We start from the raw sequence: 25,059 nt of genomic DNA, 5'->3' as shown, positions 1-25,059 counted from the left end.
TTTATCCCTTAGCGCTTCTTAGCCTTCTTATCAGCAGCATGGCCGCGATAAGTACGAGTCGGTGCGAATTCACCCAGTTTGTGACCGATCATTTCTTCGGTAACGAAAACCGGAACGTGCTGACGACCATTATGGACAGCGATGGTCAAACCGATCATGTTCGGGATGATCATTGAACGACGGGACCAGGTTTTAACCGGCTTTTTATCCCCGCTTTCCACCGCTTTCTCTACCTTCTTCAGCAAGTGCAGGTCAATAAATGGACCCTTCTTGAGAGAACGTGGCATGGTGATTCCTCTATGTTAACAATTACTTGTTACGACGACGTACGATGTACTTGTCGGTACGCTTGTTCTTACGGGTCTTGAAGCCTTTAGCCTTCTGGCCCCATGGGGACACAGGCTGCATGCCCTTGTTACGACCCTCACCACCACCGTGCGGGTGGTCAACCGGGTTCATCGCCATACCGCGAACGGTCGGACGAATACCACGCCAGCGGTTTGCACCGGCTTTACCCAGTTGACGCAACATGTGCTCGGAGTTACCGACTTCACCGATGGTAGCGCGGCACTCGGCCAGAACTTTACGTACTTCGCCGGAACGCAGACGCAGAGTTACATAGTTACCTTCACGAGCCAGGATCTGGATGAAAGTACCAGCGGAACGAGCCAGCTGGGCACCTTTACCAGGCTTCATCTCTACAGCGTGAACGGTAGAACCAACCGGGATGTTGCGCATCGGCAGGGCGTTACCTACCTTGATGGCTGCATCAGCACCAGAAGCGATCGCGTCACCAGCTTTCAGGCCTTTCGGAGCCAGGATGTAACGACGCTCACCGTCTGCATACAACACCAGAGCGATGTTAGCGGTACGGTTCGGATCGTATTCCAGGCGCTCTACTTTAGCCGGGATACCGTCTTTGTCGCGCTTGAAGTCGACGATACGGTAGTGCTGCTTGTGACCACCACCGATATGACGGGTAGTGATACGGCCGTTGTTGTTACGACCACCGGACTTGCTTTTGCTGTCCAGCAGAGCGGCGAAGGGCTTGCCCTTGTACAGCTCTTGATTGACGATCTTGACGACGTGGCGGCGGCCCGGAGAAGTAGGCTTGCACTTAACGATTGCCATTTTTGAGAACTCCTCTTACTCGGCTGCGCCCATGAAGTCGATGTCCTGACCAGCTTTCAGGGTCACATAAGCCTTTTTCCAATCGGAACGACGGCCTACGCGTGCACCTGCGCGCTTGGTCTTACCCTTCATGTTCAGGGTACGGACGGTCTCAACTTCGACCTCGAACAGTTTCGCAACTGCAGCTTTGACTTCCGCCTTGGTAGCATCAACAGCAACTTTGAACACGATAGTGTTCTGCTTTTCTGCAACCATGGTGCTCTTTTCAGAGATGTGCGGAGCCTTCAGAACTTTCAGCAGACGCTCTTCACGGATCATGCCAGCATCTCCTCGATTTGCTTAACTGCGTCAGCAGTCATCAGAACCTTGTCGAAAGCGATCAGGCTGACCGGGTCGATACCGGCAACGTCACGCACGTCAACTTTGTACAGGTTGCGAGCAGCCAGGAACAGGTTCTCATCGACTTCAGCAGTCACGATCAGAACGTCAGTCAGTTCCATTTCTTTCAGCTTGGCGATCAGTTCTTTGGTCTTCGGAGCTTCGATGCCGAACTTCTCAACAACGATCAGGCGCTCTTGACGTACCAGCTCGGACAGAATGCTACGGATAGCGCCGCGGTACATCTTCTTGTTTACTTTCTGGCTGTGATCTTGCGGCTTAGCAGCAAAAGTCACACCACCGGAACGCCAGATGGGCGAACGGATGGAGCCAGCACGGGCACGACCAGTACCCTTCTGACGCCACGGCTTTTTGCCGCCACCAGACACTTCAGAGCGAGTCAGCTGCGCACGAGTACCCTGACGGGCACCAGCGGCATATGCAACGACGACCTGGTGAACCAGAGCTTCGTTGAATTCGCGCCCGAAGGTAGTCTCGGAAACTTCAAGAGCGCTCTTGGCGTCTTTCATTACCAATTCCATTACTATCTCCTCAGACGTTACGCTTTGACGGCAGGTTTGACGATCACGTTGCCGTTGGTTGCACCCGGTACTGCACCTTTGATGAGCAGCAGGTTGCGTTCAGCGTCAACACGAACCAGTTCCAGGTTCTGAGTCGTTACACGCTCAGCACCCATGTGACCAGCCATCTTTTTGCCCTTGAATACACGACCCGGAGTCTGGTTCTGACCGATAGAACCCGGAACACGGTGAGACAAGGAGTTACCGTGGGTCATATCCTGGGTGCGGAAGTTGTGGCGCTTAACAGTACCAGCAAAGCCCTTACCTTTGGATGTGCCGGTAACGTCTACCAGCTTAACGTCAGCGAGAAGATCTACTTTCAGCTCGCTACCAACAGTGAAAGTTTCACCGTTGTTCAGGCGGAATTCCCACAGACCGCGACCGGCTTCTACACCAGCTTTGGCGAAGTGGCCAGCTTCCGGCTTGGTCACACGGCTGGCTTTTTTGGCGCCAGTGGTAACCTGAATAGCGTTGTAGCCGTCGGTTTCTACAGATTTGACCTGAGTTACACGGTTAGCTTCAACTTCGATAACAGTCACCGGGATAGAAACGCCATCTTCAGTGAAGATGCGAGTCATACCCACTTTGCGACCTACAAGACCGATTGTCATTGTTATCAACCTCTTTCCGTAATTAACCCAGGCTGATCTGGACGTCTACACCAGCTGCCAGATCCAGACGCATCAGGGCGTCTACGGTCTTGTCAGTCGGCTCAACGATGTCTACCAGACGCTTGTGAGTGCGGATCTCGTACTGATCACGCGCATCTTTGTTGACGTGCGGGGAGATCAGGACGGTGAAGCGCTCTTTGCGAGTCGGCAGCGGAATAGGACCGCGAACCTGCGCGCCAGTGCGCTTAGCAGTTTCAACGATTTCCGCAGTGGATTGATCAATCAGGCGATGATCAAAAGCCTTCAGGCGGATACGGATTCTTTGGTTCTGCATTGACAGAGCTCCAATAGATAAAAGAACATAAATCAACACCGCCCGACCGAGATTTTTCCCGCCAGAGGTGTGATTTTTCACGTTTCCCCCCATATCGGGAGGACTGTATGGCTGGCTCCTGTAAACAGGAAACTCAGCAGCAGACATATCGTCTGGCTTACCTCATGGGTAAGCGGAGGGGATTATACGGATTTTTCAAATTTGCGCAAGGGAGAGCGAACAGATTATGCGCAGTTTTATGTGACAGATGGATCTCGCCTGCGGCAACACACTCTGCTGCCAACACCAAGGTAACGACAATGTTACAAGCAGACTGGTAGACTGTGCGCTTGCCTCTGTCAGTGGAACGACATCCCATGCTCAAAGATCAAAAGAAAGCCTATCAGTATGGCCTTTGCGCCGTTGCCCTCTGGTCGACGGTCGCCACAGCCTTCAAGATCTCCCTCGCCTATTTCGAACCTGTGCAACTGTTGCTTGTGGCCGCCTTCACCTCGACTCTCACGCTGACAGCCGTCGTCGCCAAACAGGGCAAACTGCCGCTGCTGAGGAGCTACATCAAAGCCCGCCCTTTCTACTACCTGACTCTGGGCGTGCTGAACCCCTTTCTCTATTACCTGTTGCTGTTCAAAGCCTATGATCTGCTGCCTGCCCAGCAGGCACAGACCCTCAACTACACCTGGGCCATTACCCTCAGTCTGCTGGCCGTCCCCTTCCTCGGCCAGAAGCTGCGTCGGCGCGATGGCGTCGCTATCGTGCTGGGGTATTTTGGCGCACTGGTGATCGCCACCAGAGGGGATGTATTCGGCCTCCAGTTCGACAGCCCCCTCGGCGTGACGCTGGCGCTGGTCTCGACCCTCATCTGGGCCAGCTACTGGATCCTCAACACCCGCAATCAGGGCGATCCCATCGTCAGCCTGTTGCTCGGCTTTATGATCAGCCTGCCTTTTATCGTCGTGGCAACCTGGTTGCTCTCCGATTTTGCCATGACCGCCTGGCAGGGATGGGCTGGTGCCATCTATGTGGGACTGTTCGAAATGGGCTTCGGTTTCGTGCTCTGGCTGATGGCGCTGCGCCATGCCACCAACACGGCCCCCATCAGCAACCTCATCTTTATCTCGCCGTTTGCCTCACTGGTGCTGCTCAACCTGTTGATCGGCGAAGCCATCCATCCAGCCACCCCAATCGGGTTGGCGCTCATCGTTGCCGCCCTGTTGATCCAGCAGCTCAAGTACGGCAAACGCTATCGAGCATCAGTCGAAACCAAGAGCTGACCATGCAGAAGGGCGTATCCACGGATACGACCTTCTCTCAATCCATCCACTCCTGTGGCTGATGTTTCGGCAGCCGCATCTCGACCAGCAAGCCGCCGAGATCCGAGCTTCCCAACCGGATAGTGCCGTGGTGCTGGGCGACTATCTTGGCCACGATGGCCAACCCCAAGCCACTGCCGCCAACAGTCCGCGCCACATTCCCCTGAGTAAACGGCTTGAGCACCCGGGAATAGTCCTGCTCCGGAATGCCGGGGCCATCATCGGAGAGGCGCAGGCGCACCCAGTGTCCATCGTCCTTCAACTCGGCATACAAGCGGCTCGCCCCATAACGCTGCGAGTTGCTTGAGAGGTTGTTCAACACCCGCCGGATACTGACCGGATTGCAGGCCACCCGCACCGCCTCTTGCGGCAGCGCCAGATCGACCTCCAGCCCCTGCTCCGAGTAGATCAGCAAGGTATCGTGCACCAGCTGGGTCAGGTCGATCGGCTCCAGATCCTGGCCTTCATCCGGGCGGATGTAATCGATGAACTGATCGATGATGGCATTGGACTCATCGATGTCGGCGTTGATGCTCTCCTTGAGGTACTCGTCACCGGAGGACATCATCTCGGTCGCCAGCCGGATGCGGGTCAGCGGGGTACGCAGATCGTGGGAAACCCCCGCCATCATCAGGTTACGCTCTTCGATCAGGCTCTTGATGGAGTGCGACATATGGTTGAAGGTGCGGGTCAGTCGCCTTACTTCTCGTGAACCCAGCTCCCCCAGCGCCTCGGGGAAATGGCCTCTGGCCACCGCAACAGCGCCAGCTTCGAGATCCTCGAGCGGGCGCACCAACTGCCGGGCAAAGCGCCAGGCCGCAAACAGGGTGATCACCAGCAGCACGCTCAGATAGATGATGAGGGGTTCGATATCGTCATCTTCGATCTCGGTCAGCGGGATCCGCACCCATATTTTGCTGGCCTGCGGCGGCTGGATCCAGATGATGTAGTGATCCTGGATCTCGACCCGCACCTTGGCCGGGCCACCCAGCTCGCGGCTGATGTTCTCCTCCAGATAGGGGTACGGCTTGGCCTCGTTGAAGCCATGCTGCACCGCCTCGCTCTGGGTATAGATGTCGGTACCGGTCGTCACATAGACCAGCGCCTCGGCATCTTCACTCAGCGCCAGTTGTTCGGTGTTGACCGGAAAGATCAGCTTGACCTGATTGGCCAGCAAGTGACTGATCTGCTTGACGGTCGGCGCCAGCAGATAGTTGTAGAAGGTGACGTAGGAGACCGCTTGATAGACCACCAGGACGGCGGCCAGAAACCAGAGCATGCGGGAAAACATGCTGCCGACTTTTTTCATGCACCGTCACCATCTGGCACGAACACATACCCCAGACCCCAAACGGTCTGCAGGTAGCGGGGCTGGGCCGGATCCTGTTCCAGCAGGCGGCGCAGGCGAGAGACCTGCACGTCGATGCTGCGCTCGGTGGCGGTGTATTCGCGGCCACGGGCCAGATTCATCAGCTTGTCGCGGGAGAGCGGCTCGCGCGGATGGCTGACCAGCACCTTGAGCACCGCAAATTCACCGCTGGTGAGCGCCATCGGCTCGCCATCTCGGCTCAGCTCGCGGGTCGCGAGATTGAGCTGGAAGGCACCGAAGTTGACCACCTTCTCTGCAGCCGAGGGAGCCCCCGGCAGCTCGACGGTATGGCGGCGCAGCACGGCACGGATCCGCGCCAGCAGTTCGCGGGGATTAAACGGCTTGGGCAGATAGTCATCGGCCCCCATCTCGAGCCCGACGATGCGATCCACTTCATCCCCCTTGGCAGTGAGCATCAGCACCGGGATCTGGTTGCCCGCTTCCCGCAGACGGCGGCAGATGGAGAGTCCATCTTCCCCCGGCAACATCAGGTCGAGCACCATCAGGCTGAAGTTTTCACGAGTCAACAAGCGATCGGCCTGCTCTCCATTGGCCACGCCGCGCACTACGAATCCCTGCTCGGTGAGATAGCGCTCCAACAGGGAACGTAATTTCAGGTCATCGTCCACGACCAGGACCTTGTATTGCTGCTGACTCATTGCTTTGCCTCTTCATTCTTTAGCTGCCCCCAATACTAGGGGGGGATATAGCGGGAGCAAAGCACAAATATGTTACCGGTTATTACCCATCCCGAGAGCGTGACGGCCATCAAGTCACTGCGCTGGCCAGCTACTCCCTGAATGGCGCCAGCCGAGCCATCACGATTTCCCTCGACAGCAAGAGGACAAAAGCTAATATTCCCGAGCAGTTAGCGATGAATACCCCTCTTTGACCAGGTCCGCATCACCATGAAGACAAAGCTGATCACCCGCGAAGGCTACAACAAGCTGAAAGAAGAGCTCGATTTCCTCTGGCGTCAGGAGCGCCCCGAGGTCACCAGGAAGGTGGCATGGGCCGCCAGCCTGGGGGATCGCAGCGAAAATGCCGACTACCAGTACAACAAGAAGCGGCTGCGGGAGATCGACCGGCGGGTGCGCTACCTGCGCAAATGCCTCGAAGAGCTGGGGATCGTCGACTATGCCCCCGCGCAGGAGGGCAAGGTCTTCTTCGGCGCCTGGGTCGAGGTGGAAAACGATGAGGGCGAGACCAAGCGCTTTCGCATCGTCGGCTATGACGAGATCTTCGAGCGCAAGGATTACATCTCCATCGACTCCCCCATGGCCCGCGCCCTGCTCAAGAAAGAGGTCGGGGATGAGGCCATCGTCCGTACGCCAGTTGGTGACGTCTGCTGGTATATCAACGAGATCAGCTACCCCAAATAGCCGGACTACTTGCCACAGGCACATCCTGAGTCACAGGTGCAATGGCAAGATAAACGCCCTCCCCTGCGACTTTATCAGTCTGACTGGTGCAGACCCCGGCGCAGGGTGGCATCCCGCAACACGACCCCATATAGTGCTCACACTTGGCGCCTGATGGCGCGGACTCGACCACAGAGGCCCTCAACAACATCATGATGCAAACCATAGAGAGACAGATTGCCGGTGAGCTCAATGCTCGCCCGGAGCAGGTGCAGGCCGCAGTGCGCCTGCTGGATGAAGGCTCGACCGTTCCCTTTATCGCCCGTTACCGTAAAGAGGTGACTGGCGGTCTGGACGATAGCCAGCTGCGTACTCTGGAGAGCCGCCTCGGCTATCTGCGTGAACTGGAAGATCGCCGTCAGGTGATCATTCGCTCCATCGAAGAGCAGGGCAAGCTGACCCCCGAGTTGGCCCGCGAGTTGAACGGCGCCGACAGCAAGACCCGGCTGGAAGACCTCTACCTCCCCTACAAGCCCAAACGCCGCACCAAGGGGCAGATGGCGATCGAAGCCGGGTTGGAGCCGCTTGCCAACCTGCTGCTCAGCGACCCGATGCAGGATCCCGAGCAAGCTGCAGCCACCTTCCTCAATCCCGAACAGGGCATTGCCGACAGCAAGGCTGCCCTCGACGGCGCCCGCTATATCCTGATGGAGCGCTTCGCCGAGCAGGCCGACCTGCTGGAGAAGCTGCGCGACTACCTGTGGCAAAATGCCACCCTGCGCGCCCGCGTGGTAGCAGGCAAGGAGCAGGAAGGAGCCAAGTTCAAGGACTATTTCGAACACGACGAACCCCTGCACAAGGCCCCCTCCCACCGGGTGCTGGCCATGCTACGCGGCCGCAATGAAGGGATCCTCAATCTGGCGCTGGTAACCGGTGACGATGAGAGTGCCAGCCCCTGCGAAGGGATCATTGCCCACCACCTCAAGCTCAATCTGCAGAACCGCCCGGCCGACAAATGGCTGCAAGGGGTGGTGAGCTGGACCTGGAAGATCAAGTTGTCGCTTCAGATGGAGACCGAGCTGATCGGCCGTATCCGCGAATCGGCAGAGGAGGAGGCGATCAAGGTGTTCGCCATGAACCTCAAGGATCTGCTGATGGCGGCCCCGGCGGGCATGCGCTGCACCATGGGGCTGGATCCGGGCATCCGTACCGGGGTCAAGGTTGCCGTGGTGGATGCCACCGGCAAACTGGTCGATCACGCCACCATCTATCCGTTCGAACCAAAACGCCAGATTGATCAGAGCCTCAAGACCCTGAGCGAGCTGTGTCAGAAACACAAGGTCGAGCTCATCAGCATCGGCAACGGTACCGCTTCGCGGGAGACCGACCGGCTGGTCAGCGACCTGTTCGAGCGCTACCCCGCCGCCAAGGCGCAGAAGATAGTGGTGAGCGAAGCAGGAGCCTCTGTCTACTCCGCTTCCGAACTCGCCTCTCAGGAGTTCCCGGATCTCGACGTCTCGATCCGTGGCGCCGTCTCCATCGCCCGCCGCCTGCAAGACCCGCTGGCTGAACTGGTCAAAATCGATCCCAAGAGTATCGGGGTCGGCCAGTATCAGCACGACGTCGGCCAGAGCCAGCTGGCCCGCCGGCTGGATGCCGTGGTCGAGGATTGCGTGAACGCGGTCGGGGTCGATGTGAACACCGCCTCGGTCGCCCTGCTCAACCGGGTTTCCGGCCTCTCCCAGACGTTGGCCCAGAACATCGTCGCCTACCGGGATGAGCACGGCGCTTTCAAGAGCCGTCAGCAGTTGCTGAAAGTGAGCCGACTCGGCCCCAAAGCCTTCGAACAGTGCGCCGGCTTCCTGCGCATTCGCGGCGGCAGCAATCCCCTCGACAGCTCGGCGGTGCACCCGGAGTCCTATCCGGTGGTGGAGCGGATCCTCGCCAAGCTGGAGCAGACAGTGGAGAGCCTGCTCGGCAACAGCAGCCTGCTGCGCAGCCTGAAACCGGCCGATTACACCGATGAGCAATTCGGCGTACCTACCATCACCGACATCATCGGAGAACTGGACAAGCCGGGCCGCGACCCGCGCCCCGAGTTCAAAACCGCAACCTTCAAGGAAGGGGTGGAGCAGATCAGCGACCTGGTGCCCGAGATGGTGCTGGAAGGGGTGGTCACCAACGTCACCAACTTCGGCGCCTTCGTCGATATCGGTGTTCATCAGGACGGTCTGGTGCACATCTCCTCCCTGACCGACCGTTTCGTCAAGGATCCCCGTGAGGTGGTCAAGGCCGGCGACATTGTGCGGGTCAAGGTGCTGGAGGTGGACGCCCCGCGCAAGCGGATCAGCCTGACCATGCGTCTCGACGAGAAAGCGGGACAAGCTGCCCGCAAGCCGGCTGAAGCGCGCAACAGCAGTGCTGGCAACACCAAACCAAGAAATGAGCCGCGCCAAAGCCCCCCTATGGGTGGTGCCATGGGCAACGCCTTCGCGGCAGCGCTCTCCAAAGCGAAAAAGTAACGACACCTTCCAGAACACCTCTGAATGCAAAAAGCCCCGCAAGGGGCTTTTTTACACGCGAAGCTCGAGATCACTGCGTCAGGGCAGCAAGAATACTCTCGGGCTCTCCATGCTGGGCCAGCACCTCCCGCAGTCGGTTGAATGCCTTGCAGGCCTCTTGCGGATACTTGCCGTAAGAGACGACGCCGGTGTGGCTCCAGCCAGCCGCCAGCATCACTTTCTTCTTGAAACTGGTTCCTTCAGTTCCCCCTCCCCCGAGCTGCATCAGAAACTGCTCCATCTGCAGGTGGGGGGGCGGTACACGGGAGAAGGTGGTGAAATCTTCCGCTTTGACTTCATCGAAATGCATGACAGCTCCTGTGAAATTGGAATGGGCCTGATCTTCAGGTTAGTTGCAAAACAGGCAAAGGAGCTGAAAGTTTGGCGAGGGTGATTCAGATATGCAGACTGAGGGACTGGGTAGAGGCCGGGCTGACAGCCTGTCGATAGTGGCCAGCGATGACGCTGTTGCGCTTGTCCATATAGGCACTCAGCACACCGCCCGACTTCGCGCTCTGCTCGGCCATCAGCTCTTTGCGCGCCTTGGCTTCACTCGCGGCGGCGCTGCGTGCAACGGCCAAATCCTGCGCGGAAGGCTCGGCAGGCGCCAGCGCTGCAGAGCGGATCTGCTGCATCTTGGCGATGGTAGCCGCAGGGTCACCGGGTACGACACTGGTATCGATCTGGACTTCGCCACCCGTCGCATAACGCTTGCCATCCGGCCCTTGCGTAAACTGATAGGTGGGCGAGCTGGCGTACTCTCCACCCGCAGACTGATGCGCCTGCTCGTGAGTGCGCACCTCCTTGTCACGCTCGACAAGATCCTGAACCTGCTGCTCTTGCCGCTGTTGCTGCTCCTGCTGTTTGGGATCTTGCTGCTTGCGCTGACCCTCTTCACCAGTTGCCTCAACAAAGCGATTGTCTGGCAGTGTCGTCGGGGCTAATTGCCCGGTTTCACGGCTGTTCTGGGAGGCCTGATTGCTGGAGGCCTGACCGGCTTTGGATTTCTCTTTTTGGGAGCCGACTTCGGATTCGGCAACGGAGGCTTGGCCCGCTCGGGCCTGCGGGATCAGTTCTGCCCGGCGATTATCCGTCCTCGCCGCTTCCACCTGAGGTTGCAGCTGTGTCGGGATAAGAGGGGGCAGACTAACATTGATGTTCATCTCACACCCGGATGTCGATCAGGGTTCCCATCATATCGCTGGCAGTCTGCACTACCTTGGCGGAAGCGCCAGCCTGTTGCTCGGCCACCTTGAGATTGACAAGCTCATCGGTCACTTGCACCTGATCCCCGCTGGGGGTGTTGAGGCGGGCGATCTGACTGGATGCCTTGTCGGCAATCTGCTCGGCTCGCTGAAATCCCTGTACCCCGCTGTTGAAAGCAGAATCAATACGCATGGTGTTACTCCTCTGGTCACAGCTTAATTATCCGCCAGACCAGAGGATTAATGAAGCTTGCAGGCTGTTTTTTAGCCAACAAAATCTCGAACGATTTCAATGAATTCGTCAGGATGGGAGATAAAAGGTGCGTGTGAGGCCTTATTAAGGGTCACGCTGCGGCTGGCAGGGTAGAGGTCATCCTGCAGGGGAATGGCCGCCTTGGGTACCAATGAATCCAGTCGGCCATAGATCCGCAACCAGGGCAGATCCAGCTCCCGCAGCGGTTCGCGCAGGTCAATCTCGGCCAACAGCGTCAGCCCGGCCTCGAGAGCGGCAAACTGGGGAGCCGGGCGCTCGGCCAGCCAGTGGCGCAACTGACGGATATCGTCCCGGGCGTGTTCACTGCCCATGGCCTGGATCGCCAGAAAGCGCTCTATGGTCTGGCGAAAATCCCCCGCCAGCATCTGGTTGAAGCCGGTCAGTACCTTGGGGGCGATCCCCGGCCACTCATCACGGGCCATGAAACAGGGGGAGCTGGCTACCGTGATCAGGGAGTGCAGCCGATCGGGATGAGTCAGCGCCAACTGGCTTGCCACCAGACCGCCGAGCGACCAGCCAAGCAGATGACACTTCTGCGGCAAGATGGCAGCCACCTGCTCGGCAAGCCAGGGCAGGCTGTAATCCACCTCATCTGCCAGCGGGCTGTTGCCAAAACCGGGCAAATCTACCAGATGAACCCGATAGTGGGGCGCCAACTGTTGGGCAATACCATGCCAGACCGCACCATTCATCCCCCAACCGTGCAACAGCACCAGATCGGGCCCCTGGCCAAACTGCTCTACCGATATGCTCATCTAGACTCAAGATCCCTGTTCATGCTCTTGGGGTCAGCATGTTAAAGCGACTGCTCGCTAAAGCAAGTCCGCTACTCGGCAGCCACGGTGACTGGCAAGGGAGCTGCCTGCTCTGCCATCAGCCTTGCGACAACGAGCCCCTGCTCTGCAGCTGGTGTCGGCAGGCGCTGCACCAGTCACAGCCGAGATGCCGCCTCTGCGCCGCACCGCTGACTGAATATATAGAAGAGAGCATACCGGTCTGCGGCCGCTGCCAGCGCAGACCTCCCCCTGGGAGCGGTTGCAGGTGATCGGCGACTACCAGGCTCCCTACCCCATGCTGATCCCCCGGCTCAAATATTCCGGCCAAATCCTGCTGGCGCCGCTACTGGCACGCCTCTTGGCCGATCATCTGGATGGCAGCAATCCGCCAGAAGCGATCATTCCGGTTCCCCTTCACTGGTGGCGGCAGTGGCGGCGCGGGTTCAATCAGGCGGAGGAGATCGCACAAGCCCTTGGCGAGTTCACCGACATTCCCTGCGACAACACTCTGTTGCAGCGCATCAAGGCGACCCCGCAACAAACAACCTTGAGCGCCGGGCAGCGACGGCGCAATCTGCGCGGCGCATTTCATATCGCGCCGCACCACTATCGCCATGTCGCCCTGCTCGATGACGTGGTTACCACAGGCGCCACCGCTGGGCAGCTCAGCCGTTTGCTCCATGAGAGCGGCATCACAAAGGTAGAAGTGTGGGCAATCTGTCGTACCCTGCGGCACAGCAAGTAGCCATCGGCATGCTACCCAAGCATTAATAACCGCGTTATCATGAATACCCTAGTCGTACACTCAGGTTTATGAGGATAGTGATGATCAGCATTTCCGACGCCGCCCAGGCCCATTTCCGTAAACTGCTGGAAAAACAGCCTGATGGCACCAATATCCGGGTGTTTGTGGTCAATCCGGGAACCCAGAATGCCGAGTGTGGCGTATCGTATTGCCCGCCCGATGCCGTGGACCCGGAAGATCAACACCTGCCCTTCAGCGGCTTCGACTGCATGGTCGATCCCCTGAGCGCCCCCTTCCTGGTGGATGCCACCATCGACTTCGTGACCGATCAGATGGGCTCCCAGCTCACCCTGAAAGCACCGAACGCCAAGATGCGTAAAGTGGCCGACGATGCGCCGCTAATCGAGCGCATCGAGTACGTGTTGATATCCGAAGTGAACCCCATGCTGGCCGGTCACGGTGGCAAGGTCACCCTGGTCGAGCTGACTGAAGACAAACTGGCCATCCTGCAGTTTGGCGGCGGTTGCAACGGTTGCTCCATGGTCGATTACACCCTGAAAGAGGGGATCGAGAAGCAGCTACTGGAGAAGTTCCCGGGTGAGCTCAACGGCGTGAAAGACGCCACCGAGCACCAGCGCGGCGACCACTCCTACTACTGATTTGCTGCCCTTGCAGCAAAGAAAAGGCCCCGCCATCTGGCGGGGCCTTTTGCATGGGCAATCGGCAGATTACTCGTCCTTCTTGTCTCGCGACAGCAGGGCGATGGCCGCCTCTTTCGGGTTCTTACCCTCGTAGAGCACCTTGAAGATCTGCTCGCAGATGGGCATCTCGACGCCGCAGCGGGCCGCCAGCAGATGCACCTCTTTGGTGTTGCGATACCCCTCCACCACCTGACCGATCTCGGTCATGGCGGTGTTCACATCCTTGCCAGCCCCGAGGGCCAGCCCGAAGCGACGGTTGCGCGACTGGTTGTCGGTACATGTGAGCACCAGATCCCCGAGCCCCGCCATCCCCATAAAGGTTTTGGCATCGGCACCCAGCGCCGCACCCAGACGCTGCATCTCCACCAGACCCCGGGTGATGAGCGCGGTTCTGGCATTGGCGCCAAACCCGAGCCCGTCGGAGAGACCGGCACCGATGGCGATGACGTTCTTCACCGCCCCACCCAGCTGCAGACCGACGAAATCCGGATTGGTATAGACCCGGAACGAGCGGCCACAGTGCAGCAGATGGGAGAGATCGTCGGCGAACTCGTCGTGAGTCGAAGCGACCGAGATGGCGGTCGGCAGACCGGCAGCCAGCTCCTTGGCGAAGGTGGGACCGGAGATCACCGCCAGCGGTATCTCGTCACCCAGCACTTCACGGGCCACATCCTGCAGCAGACGGCCACTGTCCGGCTCCAGACCCTTGGTGGCCCAGGCGATACGGGTATCGGGGCGCAGGAAGGGTTTGATCCGAGTCAGCACATCGCCAAATACATGGCTTGGCACGACTAGCAGCAGCACGGGGGCAGCTTGTACCGCACGTTGCAGATCCGCAGTCAGCTGCAGATCGGCGGGAAAAGGGACATCAGGCAAAAATGCCTTGTTGCAGCGGTCTTGTTCCAGCTCGGCGACATGAGCAGGGTCGTGACCCCACAGCAGGGTCGGATGACCGTTGCGCGCCAGAGAAATGGCAAGGGCGGAGCCATAAGACCCCGCCCCCAAGACCGAGATAGCGATCTGGTCAGCCATTATCAGGCTTCCGCAGTCGCCTGCTGGGCCTGTGCTTGCGCCATGTGCTGGGCAAACAGGGCATCGAAGTTGACCGGTGCCAGGTTCAGCTGCGGGAAGGAACCCTTGCTCACCATGTTGGCCACGGCTTCGCGGGCATACGGGAACAGGATGTTCGGGCAGAAGGCCGCCAAGCAGTGAGCCAGTTGCGGCTCCGGCAGGTTACCGATGGTGAAGATACCGGCTTGCTGTACTTCGCACAGGAAGGCAGTTTCGGTTTCCAGTTTGCAGGTTACGGTCAGGGTCAGGACAACCTCATACACGTTCTCAGCCAAGATGTTGGTCTTGGTATCCATATCCAGCTTGACGTCCGGCTGCCACTCTTTCTGGAAGATGTGCGGGGTGTTCGGCGCTTCGAAAGAGACATCCTTGGTGTAAACACGCTGGATGTGGAATTCCGGTTGTACTTCCTGGTTGTTGATCTCGTCAGCCATTTCGTTTGATTCCTTGTTATATGGATAAGTGGGCTCAGGCCCTGCTTAAATCAGCGTTTCTTGGTTACCGGCAGATTTTCTGCACGCCATTGGGCCATGCCACCGCCGAGCACATAAACCTGCTTGAAGCCAGCTTTGCTCAGCTGACGGCCCGCGCCGCCCGCAGTCATTCCCGACTCGCACACCACTATGATGGGGGCATCTTTATGCTTTTCAACCGGGCCCAGATTATTGCTCTGGATCTGGGTCAGCGGCAGGTGCTGGGCACCGGCCAGATGGCCCTTGGCATACTCTTCCTGACTGCGAATATCCACCACGGTGGCATTCTCGCGGTTGATCAGCAGGGTCGCGGTGTGATTGTTGACGGTTTTTACCGGGGACAAACGGGCACGCACAGTGGTGTAAACCAGAGTGCCAGCCAGACCCAACCAGGCTGCGGTCAGCAGCGGGTTACGGGCCGCAAAATCCAAATACTCTTGCATCTTCTACTATCCAGGGACCAAGACAAGGGCCCGAGTATACATGGGGGTATTGATAAGATCAGCCATCTTGGCGGCAAAGCGCGAGCAGGCTCCCATCATCATTGGGCAGCGAGCATGGCAGGAAGGGCGTGGCTTGCGGGGCCGCGGGAGCGCCCCTTGGCTATCAGGTGACTATTTCGGCAGATGTAGTAATATTACGCTAGTTTCATTTCCCGCATTTTTTCCAATCCGAGAGGACATAGTCTTATGTCAACAGCTAAGAAACCTTTGGTTCTGGTCATCATGGACGGTTGGGGCTACAGCACCAAGCAAGAGCACAACGCCGTCGCTGCCGCCAAGACTCCCAACCTCGATCGTCTGGCCCGTGACTACACCAGCACCCTGATCTCCGGCTCCGGCCTGGACGTCGGTCTGCCGGATGGCCAGATGGGCAACTCTGAAGTAGGCCACGTCAACATCGGTGCCGGTCGCATCGTCTATCAGGAGCTGACCCGCATCTCCAAAGACATCCAGGACGGCGACTTCTTCCAGAACGTCGAGCTGGCCAAGGCTGTTGACGCTGCCGTCACCAACGGCAAAGCCGTTCACATCATGGGCCTGATGTCCCCGGGTGGCGTACACAGCCACGAAGAGCACATCATGGGCATGATCGAAATGGCCGCCAAGCGTGGCGCCGAGAATATCTACCTGCACGCCTTCCTGGATGGCCGCGACGTTCCGCCGCGCTCCGCCCAGTCCTCCATCGAGCTGTTCGACGCCCTGTTCGCCAAGCTGGGCAAAGGTCGTTTCGCTTCCATGATCGGTCGTTACTTCGCCATGGACCGTGACAACCGCTGGGATCGCGTGCAGCAAGCCTATGACCTGATGACCCAGGGCAAGGGCGAGTTCACCGCCGAGAGCGCCACCGAAGCACTGGCTGCAGCTTATGCCCGCGACGAGAACGACGAGTTCGTCAAAGCCACTCGCATCGGTGAAGCGGCACCGATGGAAGATGGCGATGCGCTGATTTTCATGAACTTCCGTGCCGACCGTGCCCGTGAAATCACCCGCGCCTTCGTTGACACCGACTTCACCGGCTTCGCCCGTGCAGTCGAGCCGAAGCTGAACTTCGTGATGCTGACCGAATACGCGGCCGACATCAAAACTGCCTGTGCCTACCCGCCGACCGCTCTGGTCAACACCCTGGGTGAGTGGCTGGCCAAGCAGGGCAAGACCCAGCTGCGCATCTCCGAAACCGAGAAGTATGCTCACGTCACCTTCTTCTTCAACGGTGGCGAAGAGTCCTGCTTCACCGGCGAAGATCGCGAGATCGTGGCCAGCCCGAAAGTGGCGACCTATGACCTGCAGCCGGAGATGAGTTCCGAAGAGCTGACCGACAAGCTGGTTGCGGCCATCAAGAGCGGCAAGTACGACGTCATCATCTGTAACTACCCGAATGGCGACATGGTTGGTCACACCGGTGTATTCGATGCCGCCGTCAAAGCGTGTGAAGCCGTTGACCACTGCATCGGTCGCGTCACCGACGCCCTGGCCGAAGTGGGTGGTGAGTGCCTGATCACTGCCGACCACGGCAACGCCGAGAAGATGCTGGACGAAGAGACTGGTCAGGCCCACACCGCCCACACCAATCTGCCGGTTCCGCTCATCTATTTCGGTCGCAAAGCCGAGGTGGTTGAAGGTGGCAAACTGTCCGATCTGGCCCCCACCATGCTGACCCTGATGGGTCTGCCGGTGCCGCCGGAAATGACTGGCAAGCCCCTGATGATTCTGAAATAATCCTTCCCCATGCGGGGATGCGAAGTTATTTCACAGAAAACCAGTCGCGTCGGCCTGTTGGCCGGCGCGCTGTTTTTTTGCCTGTCGTTTGGCGCCAGCACACCGGCTTTGGCCGCCAATCAGCAGCTGGGGACCATGCAGTCCCAGATCAAAGAGCAACAGAAGACCATCAAGCTCAGCAAGCAGGAGCTTGCCAAGCTCAATACCCAGCTCAAGGCTGACGAGCAGGCCATCTCGGCCGCCGCCGCCAAACTCAACCAGACCAGGCAGCAGTTGAAGCAGAACCAGCAGACGCTGGCGACCCTGCAAAAAGACAAGCTGGCGCTGGAAGTTCAAGCCAAACATCAGAAGCAGTTGCTGGCCAAGCAGGCGGAGAGCGCCTTTCAGGCGGGCAACCACGACTACCTCAAACTGCTGCTAAATCAGCAGGAACCAGCCAAACTGAGCCGATCCCTCGACTACTACGACTACCTCAACAAGGCCCGCATCGAGGCCATCGACGCCCTGCGCGCCACCCGCGACAAGCTGGCGAAAAACCAGCAGGCCACCAAAGAGACCGAAACCAGACTGCAGACCCTGCTTGCCGAACAGCAGGAACATCACCAGACCCTGCTGGCCAGCCAGCAGAGCCGGGCCAAGGTGCGCAACCAGTTGCAGCAATCGGTACAGGATGACGAGCAGAAGCTCACCAAGCTGGTCAAGGCGGAGAAGGCGCTGAAAGCCCGGCTGGAAGAGCTGCGCCGCAAGCGGGAAGAGCAGGAGCGCCGTGAACGGGCCGAGCGGGAACGGCTGGCCAAGCTGAAAGCGGAGCAGGAGCGTCAGCGCAAGCTGGCCGAACAACGCCGCGCCGAGCAGCAACGACTCGCCGCCCAGCAGAACAAAACCGTCAAACCGGCAGAACCGGTCGAAGAGGTGGCCAGCAGCAAACCGGAGCGTGGCTCGGGCATCAGCAGTGCCGGTCACTACAGTGGTCTCAAGACCAATGGCAGCCTGCGCTGGCCGGTACAGGGGCCGATCCTCATCTCCTACGGTTCGCCGCGCACCGCTCAGCTCAAGTGGAAAGGCACCCTGATCGGCGCCAGCGAAGGAACCCAGGTCAAGGCGGTCGCACCGGGACAAGTGGTTTACGCCGACTGGCTCGATGGCTTCGGTATGCTGCTGGTAATCGATCACGGTAAAGGCTATATGAGCCTCTACGGTCACAATCAGTCGCTGCTTCGTCAGGTGGGCCAGAATGTGGAACAGGGTGAACCGGTAGCACTGGTCGGTGACAGCGGCGGTCAGGACAGACCGGGCCTCTACTTCGAAATTCGCTATCAGGGCGAGGCGATCAACCCGACCAAATGGCTGGCCAAGGGTTGAGTCAACCCGGCCGACAAGCCATCACACGCTCACTAGCAAAAGCCTGCATCACGCAGGCTTTTGTCGTTTCAGGAGCGCCCTCCCCACTATCGGCCCCATTTGATGAAAAATTACCTAATTTTTCGCTCGGCTCAGGGGAAGACAACCAGACCGATCTGCTCCAGCAAGGTCTGCTGCTGATCCTCGTTGATCTGTACCCCCTGCAGGTCGACCCGGCGCAGATCCAGCCCCGGCAGGTCGCACTGGCGCAGATCGCAGCCCTGCAGCTTGAAGCTGGTCCAGTCAATCTGGCCAAACTCGGAGCCGCTGAGATCGGAACCCGCCAGCGAGGCACCAAACAGGTTGGCCCCCTGCCAACGGTTGCCGGTCAGCTCGCACTTCTCCAGCAGGCAGCCCTCGAAGCTGGCGTAGCTGAAGTTGTTGCCGCTCAGATGGGCCTCGCAGAAGTAGCTTTTCGCGGTGATCTGGTTGGCGAAGCTGGCATGGCTGAAGTTGATGCCGACCGCCTGACAGTCGCGCATCTCCAGCCCCAGACACTGGCTGCGGCTGCAATCGGCCATGGTGAGATCGCAGCGCAGGAAGCTGGCCTCGCGCAGATCGCAACCCTGCAACAGGCAGCCCCGTTCACTCTCCCGATCGTAGAAGCAGCAGTCGATGAAGCGGCTATCGCTCAAATCCAGCCAGGAGAAGTTGCAGCCGATAAAGCGGCACTCCGAGAACTGCTCCCCCTCCACATCCTGTTGCTCGAACCGGACATCCACGAACTGCTTGCCTCTGATCATCGGAAAACTCCTGCAAAAACGGCTTCATATGCTGACTTTATCCGCCAAAAACGGTAATGTTACATAACATCCACGCTGGACACCCCTATGAGCCCCACCCGCAAGCGCCGCCCCACCCTGCAAGATATCGCCGACCAGACCGGCGTGACCAAAATGACTGTCAGCCGCTATCTGCGCGACCCGCAGACCGTAGCGGAGGGGACCCGCGAGCGGATCGCAGCTGTAGTGGAAGAGCTGGGTTATATCCCCAATCGGGCGCCGGATATTCTCTCCAACGCGACCAGCAAGGCGATCGGCATCCTGATCCCCTCCCTCTCCAACCAGGTATTCTCGGCGGTGATCCATGGCATCGAGTCGGTAACCCGACCGGCCGGTTACCAGACCTTGCTGGCCCACTACGGCTACAGCCCGGAGCGGGAGGAGGAGCAGGTCGCGTCCCTGCTCTCCTATCACGTGGATGGGCTGATCCTCTCCGACAGCCAGCACACAGAGCGCACCCGCAAGATGATCGCCACCGCCGGCATTCCGGTGGTGGAGACCATGGATCTGCCGCAAACCCCCATCGATATGGTGGTCGGCATGGACCATAGAGCCGCGGCCCGGGCCATGGTAACAGAGATGCTGCACCGGGGCCGACGCAAGGTGGTCTATCTGGGAGCGCGGCTCGACGTGCGTACCCAGCTGCGGATGGAGGGTTACTATCAGGCGATGACCGACTTCGGCCTCACCGGCCAGCATCTGCTGACCGAACAATCCTCCAGCTTCACTCTGGGGGGCGAGCTGCTGGATCAGGCTCTGGTACGCTATCCCGACCTCGACGGCCTATTCTGCACCAACGATGACCTGGCGGTGGGCGCCCTGTTGCAGTGTCAGGCCAAGTGGATCCCGGTGCCCCAGCAGATCGCCATCGCCGGCTGCAACGCCCTCGACATCGGCCACGCCATGACCCCCAAGCTGGCCAGTATCGCCACCCCGCGGGAAGCGATCGGTCGGGAGGCGGCCACCATGCTGCTGGCGCGTCTCAGCGGCCAATCCCAACCCGACACCCGCAAGGATATCGGCTTCTCCCTCTATGTCGGGGAGAGTCTGGGGTAATCCCTTCCCTCACCCACTTAAGTCACGCCGATAACAAACAGGCCACCCGAGGGTGGCCTGTTTGGTTTTCTGCACAACTGATGCTTAGCGTTTTACCAACTCAACCGCTTCGCGGGAGAGGCGGGTCACCTCTTCCCAGTTGCCACTCTTGACCGCATCGGCCGGCAGCATCCAGGAGCCGCCGACGGTGGCCACGCACTTGAGCGCCAGATAGTCGGCCACGTTTTTCGGGCCGATACCACCGGTCGGGCAGAACTTCACCTGGGGCAGCGGCGCGGCAATGGCGGAGAGCGCCTTGGTGCCGCCGTTCGCTTCGGCCGGGAAGAACTTCAGGTGGTCATAGCCCGCTTCCAGCGCCTGCATCACTTCAGACGGAGTCGCCACGCCCGGGATCAGCGGTGCAGTGCTCTTGGCCGCGTGGGCCAGCAGGGCCGGGGTCATCCCCGGGGAGATGACGAAGCGGGCACCGGCGGCGACGGCGGCATCAAACTGCTCGCAGTTGAGCACGGTACCGGCACCGACCATGGCATCCGGCATCGCCTTGGCGATAAGGGCGATGGCATCGAGCGCCACCGGGGTGCGCAGGGTGATTTCGAAGACAGAGATGCCGCCGTCAAGCAGCGCCTTGGCCATCGGCAGGGCCTGATCCAGCTCGTTGATAACCATCACGGGTACCAGCGGGGAGGCGGCAAACACCTCGGCCGGGGTCACTTTCCAGTTCTGCATAGCTCTTCCTTAGTCAAAGATGGTGGCGCCACACTCGGCGCTCGATACCGCGCGACGCATCACGCTGAACAGTTCACGGCCCCACCCCTCTTGTTCCAGAGTGAGGTCAATCTCGGCCTGGGTACGGCCACTCAAATCGGTCAGGCAGTCGAGGCTGCCGTTTACCGCGTCAACCCGCAGCAGGTCGCCGTCAGCCAGCAAGCCGATGGCCCCGCCGTGCAGCGCTTCCGGGGTGACGTGGATGGCGGCCGGGATCTTGCCGGAGGCACCGGAGAGACGGCCATCGGTGACCAGCGCCACCTTGTAACCCGCCTTCTGCAGGTTGCCGAGCACCGGCATCAGCTTGTGCAGCTCCGGCATACCGTTGGCGGCTGGGCCATTGTGGCGCACCACGATCACGGCATCCTGATTGAGATCGCCCGCCTTGTAGGCCGCTTCCACCGCATGCTGGGAGGAGAAGACCCGCGCTGGTGCTTCAATCACCCGATACTCGGGAGCCACGGCGGAGACCTTGACCACGGCGCGGCCCAGATTGCCCGCCAGCAGCTTGGTGCCGCCGGTGGCCTGGAATCGGCTACCGGAAGGCGACAGCACGCTCGCATCGCCGCTCTCACCGACCGGCTGCCATACCAGGTGGCCGTCGACCAGAGCCGGACGGCTGAGGTAATCCTGCATCTCGCCAAAGACCGGGGTGGCATCCATGTGGATCAGCCCCTCTTGCGCCAGACGGCGCATCAGGCCGGGCACGCCGCCCGCCTGTTCGAAGGCGTTGACGTCGGCCGGGCCGTTCGGGTACATGCGAACCAAGAGCGGCACCACGTCGGAGAGATCGCTGATGTCATCCCAGGTCAGCACCAGACCGGCGGCGCGGGCCAGCGCCACCATGTGGATACTGTGGTTGGTGCTGCCGCCGGAGGCGAGCAGGGCCACCAGACCGTTGACCAGCGAGCGCTCGTCCAGCACCTCGCTCAGCGGGCGATAGGCCGGGGAACCCGGGATCATGGCGCTGATGCGGCGGGCCGCTTCGGCGGTCAGGGCGCGGCGCAGCTCGCTATGCGGGTGCACAAAGGCGGAGCCCGGCAGCATCAGGCCCATGGCCTCGAACACCAGCTGGTTGGTGTTGGCGGTGCCGTAGAAGGTACAGGTGCCTGCCGCGTGGTAGGCGCCGCACTCCATCTCCAGCAGGGCATCGCGACCCACTTCACCGGCAGCGTACTTCTGACGCACCTTCACCTTCTCGTCATTGCTGATGCCGCTCGCCATCGGGCCAGCAGGAACAAATGCAGTCGGCAGGTGAGCGTGGGAGAGGGCCCCCATGATCTGACCCGGAGCGATCTTGTCGCAGATACCGAGCAGCAGGGTGGCATCAAAGGTGTTGTGAGAGAGCGACAGTGCGGTCGCCTGGGCGATCAGGTCGCGGGAGAAGAGGGACATGTCCATCCCCGGCTGACCCTGAGTCACGCCGTCGCACATGGCGGGCACGCCGCCGGCGACCTGGGCACTGTGGCCCAGCTCGGCCAGCACCGCCTTGATCTGATCCGGATAGCCCTGATAGGGCTGATGGGCACTCAGCATGTCGTTGTAGGCGGTGACGATGCCGACGTTGGCGCGGGTCATGTCGAGGATGCGCCCCTTCTCGTCACTGCTGCAGGCGGCCACGGCGTGGGCCAGGTTGCCGCAGGCCAGTGCGGCGCGGGTCTTGCCCTGCTCGGCCTGACGCTGGATGCGGGCCATAAAGGCCTGACGACGGGCGGCACTGCGCTCACGAATGCGGGCGGTGACGTCGGAAATTACCTTATGAATCATTGGGCTTGCTCCAATGCTGTGACGGCGCGGTCAACCACCTGTTCGAAGGTGCCGTCTATATCAATGTGGAATACACCGGCTTCGCCATCCGGGCGCTCCAGAGTATCGAACTGACTTTGTACCATGCTTTCACGCATGAAGTGGCCCTTGCGGGCACGCATCCGCTCGAGGATCAGCGGCTGGCTGCCATCGAGGAAGATGAAGCTAACCGACTCGTTGCCTTCGCGGATCTGGTCGCGGTACTTCTTTTTGAGGGCGGAACAGACAATGATGCCGGTCTCGTTCTTCTGCTCGAGACTGTAGGCGGCGTCGCGGATCCGCTCCAGCCAGGGGGCACGATCCTCATCGTTGAGGGGGTTGCCGCCAGCCATCTTCTGGATGTTGGCCTTGGGGTGCAGGTCATCACCATCGATGAACTTGGCGCCCAGCGCTTCGGCCACTTTCAGACCCACGCTGGATTTGCCGCTACCACACACACCCATCACGATAATGCACTTACCCGCCATAATTTGACCTCTGTCCCACTTTTCAAAAAACCAGCTGTTGATGGGTTCTAATCTAACACGTTACCGGTAACATGTTACCGGTAACGATTAAAAATGTGAAGTCTGCCACAGACTGAGCAAACCCATAGTCACCTGGGCATATGATGTTGAGCCCTTGCCATAAATCTAAATAAATCATAAAGATATGGTTTGCCGACGGATCGGCAAGGTGTCACGACTGAACTTGGAAAAAGGAACGCATAACAATGTCTGACCTCTCCCTGATCATGACAGCCGCCGGCTCGATTGTGCTGCTGCTCTTCCTGGTGATGAAGGCCCGGCTCCACGCCGTGGTAGCCCTGATCCTGGTCTCCATGGTGGCGGGTCTCGCCGCTGGCATGAACCCGGCCGACATCGCCAACACCATCCAGAAAGGGATGGGTGGCACCCTCGGTTTCGTCGCTGTGGTGGTGGCGCTGGGCGCCATGTTCGGCAAGGTGATGGAAGTGACCGGCGCCCTCGACCGGGTAGCCCACACCCTGCTCGGCAAGTTTGGCGTCAAGCGCGCCAACTGGGCCATGGCCCTGACCGGCTTTGTCTGCGCCCTGCCGCTCTTCTTTGACGTGGCCGTGGTGCTGCTGATCGGCGTCGCCTTCGCCATCGTCCGTCGTGGCGGCGGCAGCGTGGTGAAGATCGGTATCGCCCTGCTGGCCGGTATCGCCACTTGCCAGGCCTTCCTTATTCCGGCGCCGGGCCCGATCCTGGTGGCATCCCAGCTGGGTGCCGACTTCGGCTACATGATCCTGTTCGGCCTGATCGCCGCCGTGCCGGCGCTGATCCTGGCGGGCCCGCTGTTCGGTGACTTCATCAGCAAGATCGTCGATGTGCCGCTGCCTGCCGATGCCCAGAACAGTGTCCACGATGACAGCAAATCCCTGCCCTCTTTCGGGCTGGCCATGGGCCTCATCGGTTTGCCGCTGCTGCTGATCGGCCTCAAGACCATCGTCGGTCGCTTCGTCGAGGCAGGCTCCACCCTGCACAACTGGCTGGAGTTCATCGGTCACCCCTTCACCGCCATCATGGTCGCCTGTCTGGCCGCCTTCTATCTGCTGGGTATTCGCCGTGGCATGTCCCGCGACGAGGTGATGAGCGTCTGCAACAGTGCCATCCAGCCGGCGGGCGTCATCATTCTGGTTACCGGTGCAGGTGGCGTGTTCAAGCAGGTGCTGGTTGATTCCGGTGTGGGTGCCGCCCTTGGCAACATGCTGGCCGACTCCGGTCTGCCCATCGTCGCGCTGGCCTTCATTCTGGCCGCTGCGGTACGGGTGATTCAGGGCTCTGCCACCGTCGCCATGCTGACCGCCTGCGGTCTGGTGCTGCCGATGCTGGAGCCGCTCGGCCTGAACGGTGCCCAGCTGGCTGCCGTCACCATCGCCATCGGCGGCGGTGCCATCGTGCTCTCTCACGTCAATGATTCCGGTTTCTGGCTGGCGAACCGCTACCTCGGCCTGACCGAGAAGCAGACCCTGCAGACCTGGACCGTGATGGAGACCATCATCGGCACCACCGGCGGCGTGATGGCGATGATCATCTACAGCTTCCTCTGACAAGGGGGAAATGCTGACAAAAAGGCCTCACTCGTGAGGCCTTTTTCATCTTTCTGATGATTCTTTCTTTGGCTGAGAGGGCGAGATTGCTAGAAT

Annotated in this window: 27 protein-coding genes and 1 pseudogene; 9 read left to right on the top strand and 19 right to left on the bottom strand. The window is 59.8% G+C overall.

What is annotated here, in order from left to right; all coding sequences use genetic code 11:
• Positions 1-8 precede the first annotated feature (8 nt).
• The 6 genes from rpsS to rpsJ are packed head-to-tail and all read right to left on the bottom strand — an operon-like array spanning position 9 to position 3,035.
• A complete protein-coding gene (rpsS, locus tag ACTG2W_RS14140) occupies positions 9-287 on the bottom strand; it encodes a 30S ribosomal protein S19 (protein ID WP_005307960.1) in 279 nt (92 codons plus the stop codon).
• Between the two features lie 22 nt (positions 288-309).
• A complete protein-coding gene (gene rplB / locus ACTG2W_RS14135; protein WP_005340614.1) occupies positions 310-1,131 on the bottom strand; it encodes a 50S ribosomal protein L2 in 822 nt (273 codons plus the stop codon).
• Between the two features lie 15 nt (positions 1,132-1,146).
• Positions 1,147-1,449, bottom strand: a complete 303-nt coding sequence (gene rplW, locus ACTG2W_RS14130) for a 50S ribosomal protein L23 (RefSeq protein WP_005307955.1) — start codon at positions 1,447-1,449, stop codon at positions 1,147-1,149.
• Positions 1,446-2,051 (bottom strand): 50S ribosomal protein L4, encoded by a 606-nt coding sequence (gene rplD, locus ACTG2W_RS14125; protein WP_005340616.1) that lies wholly within the window; start codon positions 2,049-2,051, stop codon positions 1,446-1,448. The genes rplW and rplD overlap by 4 nt, the downstream gene beginning before the upstream one ends.
• A 17-nt stretch (positions 2,052-2,068) precedes the next feature.
• Positions 2,069-2,701 (bottom strand): 50S ribosomal protein L3, encoded by a 633-nt coding sequence (gene rplC / locus ACTG2W_RS14120; protein WP_005340620.1) that lies wholly within the window; start codon positions 2,699-2,701, stop codon positions 2,069-2,071.
• A gap of 22 nt (positions 2,702-2,723) precedes the next feature.
• Positions 2,724-3,035 (bottom strand): 30S ribosomal protein S10, encoded by a 312-nt coding sequence (gene rpsJ / locus ACTG2W_RS14115; protein ID WP_005307944.1) that lies wholly within the window; start codon positions 3,033-3,035, stop codon positions 2,724-2,726.
• Between the two features lie 356 nt (positions 3,036-3,391).
• On the opposite strand from rpsJ, the gene ACTG2W_RS14110 reads away from it, so the two are divergent.
• Positions 3,392-4,306 carry a DMT family transporter gene (locus tag ACTG2W_RS14110; protein ID WP_106844201.1) on the top strand — a complete coding sequence of 305 codons (915 nt, stop codon included), beginning with the start codon at positions 3,392-3,394 and terminating at the stop codon, positions 4,304-4,306.
• A gap of 37 nt (positions 4,307-4,343) precedes the next feature.
• On the opposite strand, the gene envZ is transcribed toward ACTG2W_RS14110, so the two are convergent.
• Entirely contained in the window at positions 4,344-5,654 is a 1,311-nt protein-coding gene (gene envZ / locus ACTG2W_RS14105) for a two-component system sensor histidine kinase EnvZ (RefSeq protein ID WP_064339174.1), read from the bottom strand.
• Complete coding sequence (ompR, locus tag ACTG2W_RS14100) at positions 5,651-6,373, bottom strand: osmolarity response regulator transcription factor OmpR (RefSeq protein ID WP_005340625.1); 723 nt, start codon at positions 6,371-6,373, stop codon at positions 5,651-5,653. Before ompR ends, envZ begins: the two co-directional genes overlap by 4 nt.
• Positions 6,374-6,622: 249 nt before the next feature.
• On the opposite strand from ompR, the gene greB reads away from it, so the two are divergent.
• Positions 6,623-7,096: a transcription elongation factor GreB gene (gene greB / locus ACTG2W_RS14095; RefSeq protein WP_005340627.1), complete on the top strand. Its 474-nt coding sequence runs from the start codon at positions 6,623-6,625 to the stop codon at positions 7,094-7,096.
• Between the two features lie 191 nt (positions 7,097-7,287).
• Positions 7,288-9,597 (top strand): Tex family protein, encoded by a 2,310-nt coding sequence (locus ACTG2W_RS14090; RefSeq protein ID WP_421309177.1) that lies wholly within the window; start codon positions 7,288-7,290, stop codon positions 9,595-9,597.
• A 70-nt stretch (positions 9,598-9,667) separates the two neighbouring features.
• Here the strand turns inward: ACTG2W_RS14090 and ACTG2W_RS14085 are convergent, their stop codons facing one another.
• From ACTG2W_RS14085 to bioH, 4 genes are all read right to left on the bottom strand, one after another.
• On the bottom strand, positions 9,668-9,946 hold the full coding sequence (locus ACTG2W_RS14085; RefSeq protein ID WP_005355353.1) for a hypothetical protein: 279 nt from the start codon (positions 9,944-9,946) through the stop codon (positions 9,668-9,670).
• 85 nt (positions 9,947-10,031) lie between these two features.
• Positions 10,032-10,799, bottom strand: a complete 768-nt coding sequence (locus ACTG2W_RS14080; RefSeq protein WP_106844202.1) for a putative metalloprotease CJM1_0395 family protein — start codon at positions 10,797-10,799, stop codon at positions 10,032-10,034.
• Position 10,800: 1 nt separating this feature from the next.
• Entirely contained in the window at positions 10,801-11,034 is a 234-nt protein-coding gene (locus tag ACTG2W_RS14075; RefSeq protein WP_075113715.1) for a flagellar basal body rod C-terminal domain-containing protein, read from the bottom strand.
• A 71-nt stretch (positions 11,035-11,105) separates the two neighbouring features.
• Entirely contained in the window at positions 11,106-11,870 is a 765-nt protein-coding gene (gene bioH / locus ACTG2W_RS14070) for a pimeloyl-ACP methyl ester esterase BioH (RefSeq protein WP_106844203.1), read from the bottom strand.
• Positions 11,871-11,908: 38 nt separating this feature from the next.
• Here bioH and ACTG2W_RS14065 point away from each other — a divergent pair.
• Positions 11,909-12,636 (top strand): annotated as a pseudogene (locus ACTG2W_RS14065) (ComF family protein).
• An 80-nt stretch (positions 12,637-12,716) separates the two neighbouring features.
• Positions 12,717-13,295: a Fe-S biogenesis protein NfuA gene (gene nfuA, locus ACTG2W_RS14060; protein WP_106844205.1), complete on the top strand. Its 579-nt coding sequence runs from the start codon at positions 12,717-12,719 to the stop codon at positions 13,293-13,295.
• Positions 13,296-13,364: 69 nt separating this feature from the next.
• Here nfuA and gpsA read toward each other — a convergent pair whose 3' ends face one another.
• The 3 genes from gpsA to ACTG2W_RS14045 are packed head-to-tail and all read right to left on the bottom strand — an operon-like array spanning position 13,365 to position 15,324.
• Complete coding sequence (gene gpsA / locus ACTG2W_RS14055; RefSeq protein ID WP_005356865.1) at positions 13,365-14,369, bottom strand: NAD(P)H-dependent glycerol-3-phosphate dehydrogenase; 1,005 nt, start codon at positions 14,367-14,369, stop codon at positions 13,365-13,367.
• A gap of 2 nt (positions 14,370-14,371) precedes the next feature.
• Complete coding sequence (gene secB, locus ACTG2W_RS14050) at positions 14,372-14,842, bottom strand: protein-export chaperone SecB (protein WP_005340639.1); 471 nt, start codon at positions 14,840-14,842, stop codon at positions 14,372-14,374.
• 50 nt (positions 14,843-14,892) lie between these two features.
• Positions 14,893-15,324, bottom strand: coding sequence for a rhodanese-like domain-containing protein (locus ACTG2W_RS14045; protein WP_005340640.1), 432 nt, complete (start codon positions 15,322-15,324; stop codon positions 14,893-14,895).
• A 246-nt stretch (positions 15,325-15,570) separates the two neighbouring features.
• Between ACTG2W_RS14045 and gpmM the strand changes: the two genes are divergently transcribed.
• Complete coding sequence (gene gpmM, locus ACTG2W_RS14040) at positions 15,571-17,100, top strand: 2,3-bisphosphoglycerate-independent phosphoglycerate mutase (protein ID WP_106844206.1); 1,530 nt, start codon at positions 15,571-15,573, stop codon at positions 17,098-17,100.
• 9 nt (positions 17,101-17,109) lie between these two features.
• Entirely contained in the window at positions 17,110-18,462 is a 1,353-nt protein-coding gene (gene envC / locus ACTG2W_RS14035; RefSeq protein ID WP_106844207.1) for a murein hydrolase activator EnvC, read from the top strand.
• A gap of 131 nt (positions 18,463-18,593) precedes the next feature.
• Here envC and ACTG2W_RS14030 read toward each other — a convergent pair whose 3' ends face one another.
• Positions 18,594-19,244: a Qnr family pentapeptide repeat protein gene (locus ACTG2W_RS14030; protein ID WP_106844208.1), complete on the bottom strand. Its 651-nt coding sequence runs from the start codon at positions 19,242-19,244 to the stop codon at positions 18,594-18,596.
• 87 nt (positions 19,245-19,331) lie between these two features.
• Here ACTG2W_RS14030 and ACTG2W_RS14025 point away from each other — a divergent pair, with 87 nt between their 5' ends.
• The gene (locus ACTG2W_RS14025) at positions 19,332-20,339 is read left to right on the top strand and encodes a substrate-binding domain-containing protein (protein ID WP_106844209.1); all 1,008 of its coding nucleotides are present in this window, start codon (positions 19,332-19,334) and stop codon (positions 20,337-20,339) included.
• A gap of 84 nt (positions 20,340-20,423) precedes the next feature.
• On the opposite strand, the gene ACTG2W_RS14020 is transcribed toward ACTG2W_RS14025, so the two are convergent.
• Genes ACTG2W_RS14020 through ACTG2W_RS14010 form a run of 3 tightly spaced genes read right to left on the bottom strand, consistent with a single transcriptional unit; the run spans position 20,424 to position 23,377 of the window.
• Entirely contained in the window at positions 20,424-21,065 is a 642-nt protein-coding gene (locus ACTG2W_RS14020; RefSeq protein ID WP_005342660.1) for a bifunctional 4-hydroxy-2-oxoglutarate aldolase/2-dehydro-3-deoxy-phosphogluconate aldolase, read from the bottom strand.
• Positions 21,066-21,074: 9 nt separating this feature from the next.
• Entirely contained in the window at positions 21,075-22,871 is a 1,797-nt protein-coding gene (gene edd, locus ACTG2W_RS14015; RefSeq protein ID WP_106844210.1) for a phosphogluconate dehydratase, read from the bottom strand.
• Positions 22,868-23,377: a gluconokinase gene (locus ACTG2W_RS14010; protein ID WP_005340649.1), complete on the bottom strand. Its 510-nt coding sequence runs from the start codon at positions 23,375-23,377 to the stop codon at positions 22,868-22,870. Before ACTG2W_RS14010 ends, edd begins: the two co-directional genes overlap by 4 nt.
• A 245-nt stretch (positions 23,378-23,622) precedes the next feature.
• On the opposite strand from ACTG2W_RS14010, the gene gntU reads away from it, so the two are divergent.
• Positions 23,623-24,963 (top strand): gluconate transporter, encoded by a 1,341-nt coding sequence (gntU, locus tag ACTG2W_RS14005; RefSeq protein ID WP_005355418.1) that lies wholly within the window; start codon positions 23,623-23,625, stop codon positions 24,961-24,963.
• Positions 24,964-25,059 lie beyond the last annotated feature (96 nt).

Origin of the sequence: Aeromonas sp. 96A (genome assembly GCF_051919165.1) — a bacterium.
Lineage (GTDB): Bacteria > Pseudomonadota > Gammaproteobacteria > Enterobacterales > Aeromonadaceae > Aeromonas > Aeromonas veronii.
Note: the sequence above shows the minus strand (reverse complement) of the source record. Positions and strands in the feature narration are given on the sequence as shown.

What these genes read in the sequence shown, in the direction of transcription:
- rpsS (WP_005307960.1), bottom strand. Translation starts at nt 287, where the DNA reads ATGCCACGTTCTCTCAAGAAGGGTCCATTTATTGACCTGCACTTGCTG.
- rplB (WP_005340614.1), bottom strand. Translation starts at nt 1,131, where the DNA reads ATGGCAATCGTTAAGTGCAAGCCTACTTCTCCGGGCCGCCGCCACGTC.
- rplW (WP_005307955.1), bottom strand. Translation starts at nt 1,449, where the DNA reads ATGATCCGTGAAGAGCGTCTGCTGAAAGTTCTGAAGGCTCCGCACATC.
- rplD (WP_005340616.1), bottom strand. Translation starts at nt 2,051, where the DNA reads ATGGAATTGGTAATGAAAGACGCCAAGAGCGCTCTTGAAGTTTCCGAG.
- rplC (WP_005340620.1), bottom strand. Translation starts at nt 2,701, where the DNA reads ATGACAATCGGTCTTGTAGGTCGCAAAGTGGGTATGACTCGCATCTTC.
- rpsJ (WP_005307944.1), bottom strand. Translation starts at nt 3,035, where the DNA reads ATGCAGAACCAAAGAATCCGTATCCGCCTGAAGGCTTTTGATCATCGC.
- ACTG2W_RS14110 (WP_106844201.1), top strand. Translation starts at nt 3,392, where the DNA reads ATGCTCAAAGATCAAAAGAAAGCCTATCAGTATGGCCTTTGCGCCGTT.
- envZ (WP_064339174.1), bottom strand. Translation starts at nt 5,654, where the DNA reads ATGAAAAAAGTCGGCAGCATGTTTTCCCGCATGCTCTGGTTTCTGGCC.
- ompR (WP_005340625.1), bottom strand. Translation starts at nt 6,373, where the DNA reads ATGAGTCAGCAGCAATACAAGGTCCTGGTCGTGGACGATGACCTGAAA.
- greB (WP_005340627.1), top strand. Translation starts at nt 6,623, where the DNA reads ATGAAGACAAAGCTGATCACCCGCGAAGGCTACAACAAGCTGAAAGAA.
- ACTG2W_RS14090 (WP_421309177.1), top strand. Translation starts at nt 7,288, where the DNA reads ATGATGCAAACCATAGAGAGACAGATTGCCGGTGAGCTCAATGCTCGC.
- ACTG2W_RS14085 (WP_005355353.1), bottom strand. Translation starts at nt 9,946, where the DNA reads ATGCATTTCGATGAAGTCAAAGCGGAAGATTTCACCACCTTCTCCCGT.
- ACTG2W_RS14080 (WP_106844202.1), bottom strand. Translation starts at nt 10,799, where the DNA reads ATGAACATCAATGTTAGTCTGCCCCCTCTTATCCCGACACAGCTGCAA.
- ACTG2W_RS14075 (WP_075113715.1), bottom strand. Translation starts at nt 11,034, where the DNA reads ATGCGTATTGATTCTGCTTTCAACAGCGGGGTACAGGGATTTCAGCGA.
- bioH (WP_106844203.1), bottom strand. Translation starts at nt 11,870, where the DNA reads ATGAGCATATCGGTAGAGCAGTTTGGCCAGGGGCCCGATCTGGTGCTG.
- nfuA (WP_106844205.1), top strand. Translation starts at nt 12,717, where the DNA reads ATGATCAGCATTTCCGACGCCGCCCAGGCCCATTTCCGTAAACTGCTG.
- gpsA (WP_005356865.1), bottom strand. Translation starts at nt 14,369, where the DNA reads ATGGCTGACCAGATCGCTATCTCGGTCTTGGGGGCGGGGTCTTATGGC.
- secB (WP_005340639.1), bottom strand. Translation starts at nt 14,842, where the DNA reads ATGGCTGACGAGATCAACAACCAGGAAGTACAACCGGAATTCCACATC.
- ACTG2W_RS14045 (WP_005340640.1), bottom strand. Translation starts at nt 15,324, where the DNA reads ATGCAAGAGTATTTGGATTTTGCGGCCCGTAACCCGCTGCTGACCGCA.
- gpmM (WP_106844206.1), top strand. Translation starts at nt 15,571, where the DNA reads ATGTCAACAGCTAAGAAACCTTTGGTTCTGGTCATCATGGACGGTTGG.
- envC (WP_106844207.1), top strand. Translation starts at nt 17,110, where the DNA reads ATGCGGGGATGCGAAGTTATTTCACAGAAAACCAGTCGCGTCGGCCTG.
- ACTG2W_RS14030 (WP_106844208.1), bottom strand. Translation starts at nt 19,244, where the DNA reads ATGATCAGAGGCAAGCAGTTCGTGGATGTCCGGTTCGAGCAACAGGAT.
- ACTG2W_RS14025 (WP_106844209.1), top strand. Translation starts at nt 19,332, where the DNA reads ATGAGCCCCACCCGCAAGCGCCGCCCCACCCTGCAAGATATCGCCGAC.
- ACTG2W_RS14020 (WP_005342660.1), bottom strand. Translation starts at nt 21,065, where the DNA reads ATGCAGAACTGGAAAGTGACCCCGGCCGAGGTGTTTGCCGCCTCCCCG.
- edd (WP_106844210.1), bottom strand. Translation starts at nt 22,871, where the DNA reads ATGATTCATAAGGTAATTTCCGACGTCACCGCCCGCATTCGTGAGCGC.
- ACTG2W_RS14010 (WP_005340649.1), bottom strand. Translation starts at nt 23,377, where the DNA reads ATGGCGGGTAAGTGCATTATCGTGATGGGTGTGTGTGGTAGCGGCAAA.
- gntU (WP_005355418.1), top strand. Translation starts at nt 23,623, where the DNA reads ATGTCTGACCTCTCCCTGATCATGACAGCCGCCGGCTCGATTGTGCTG.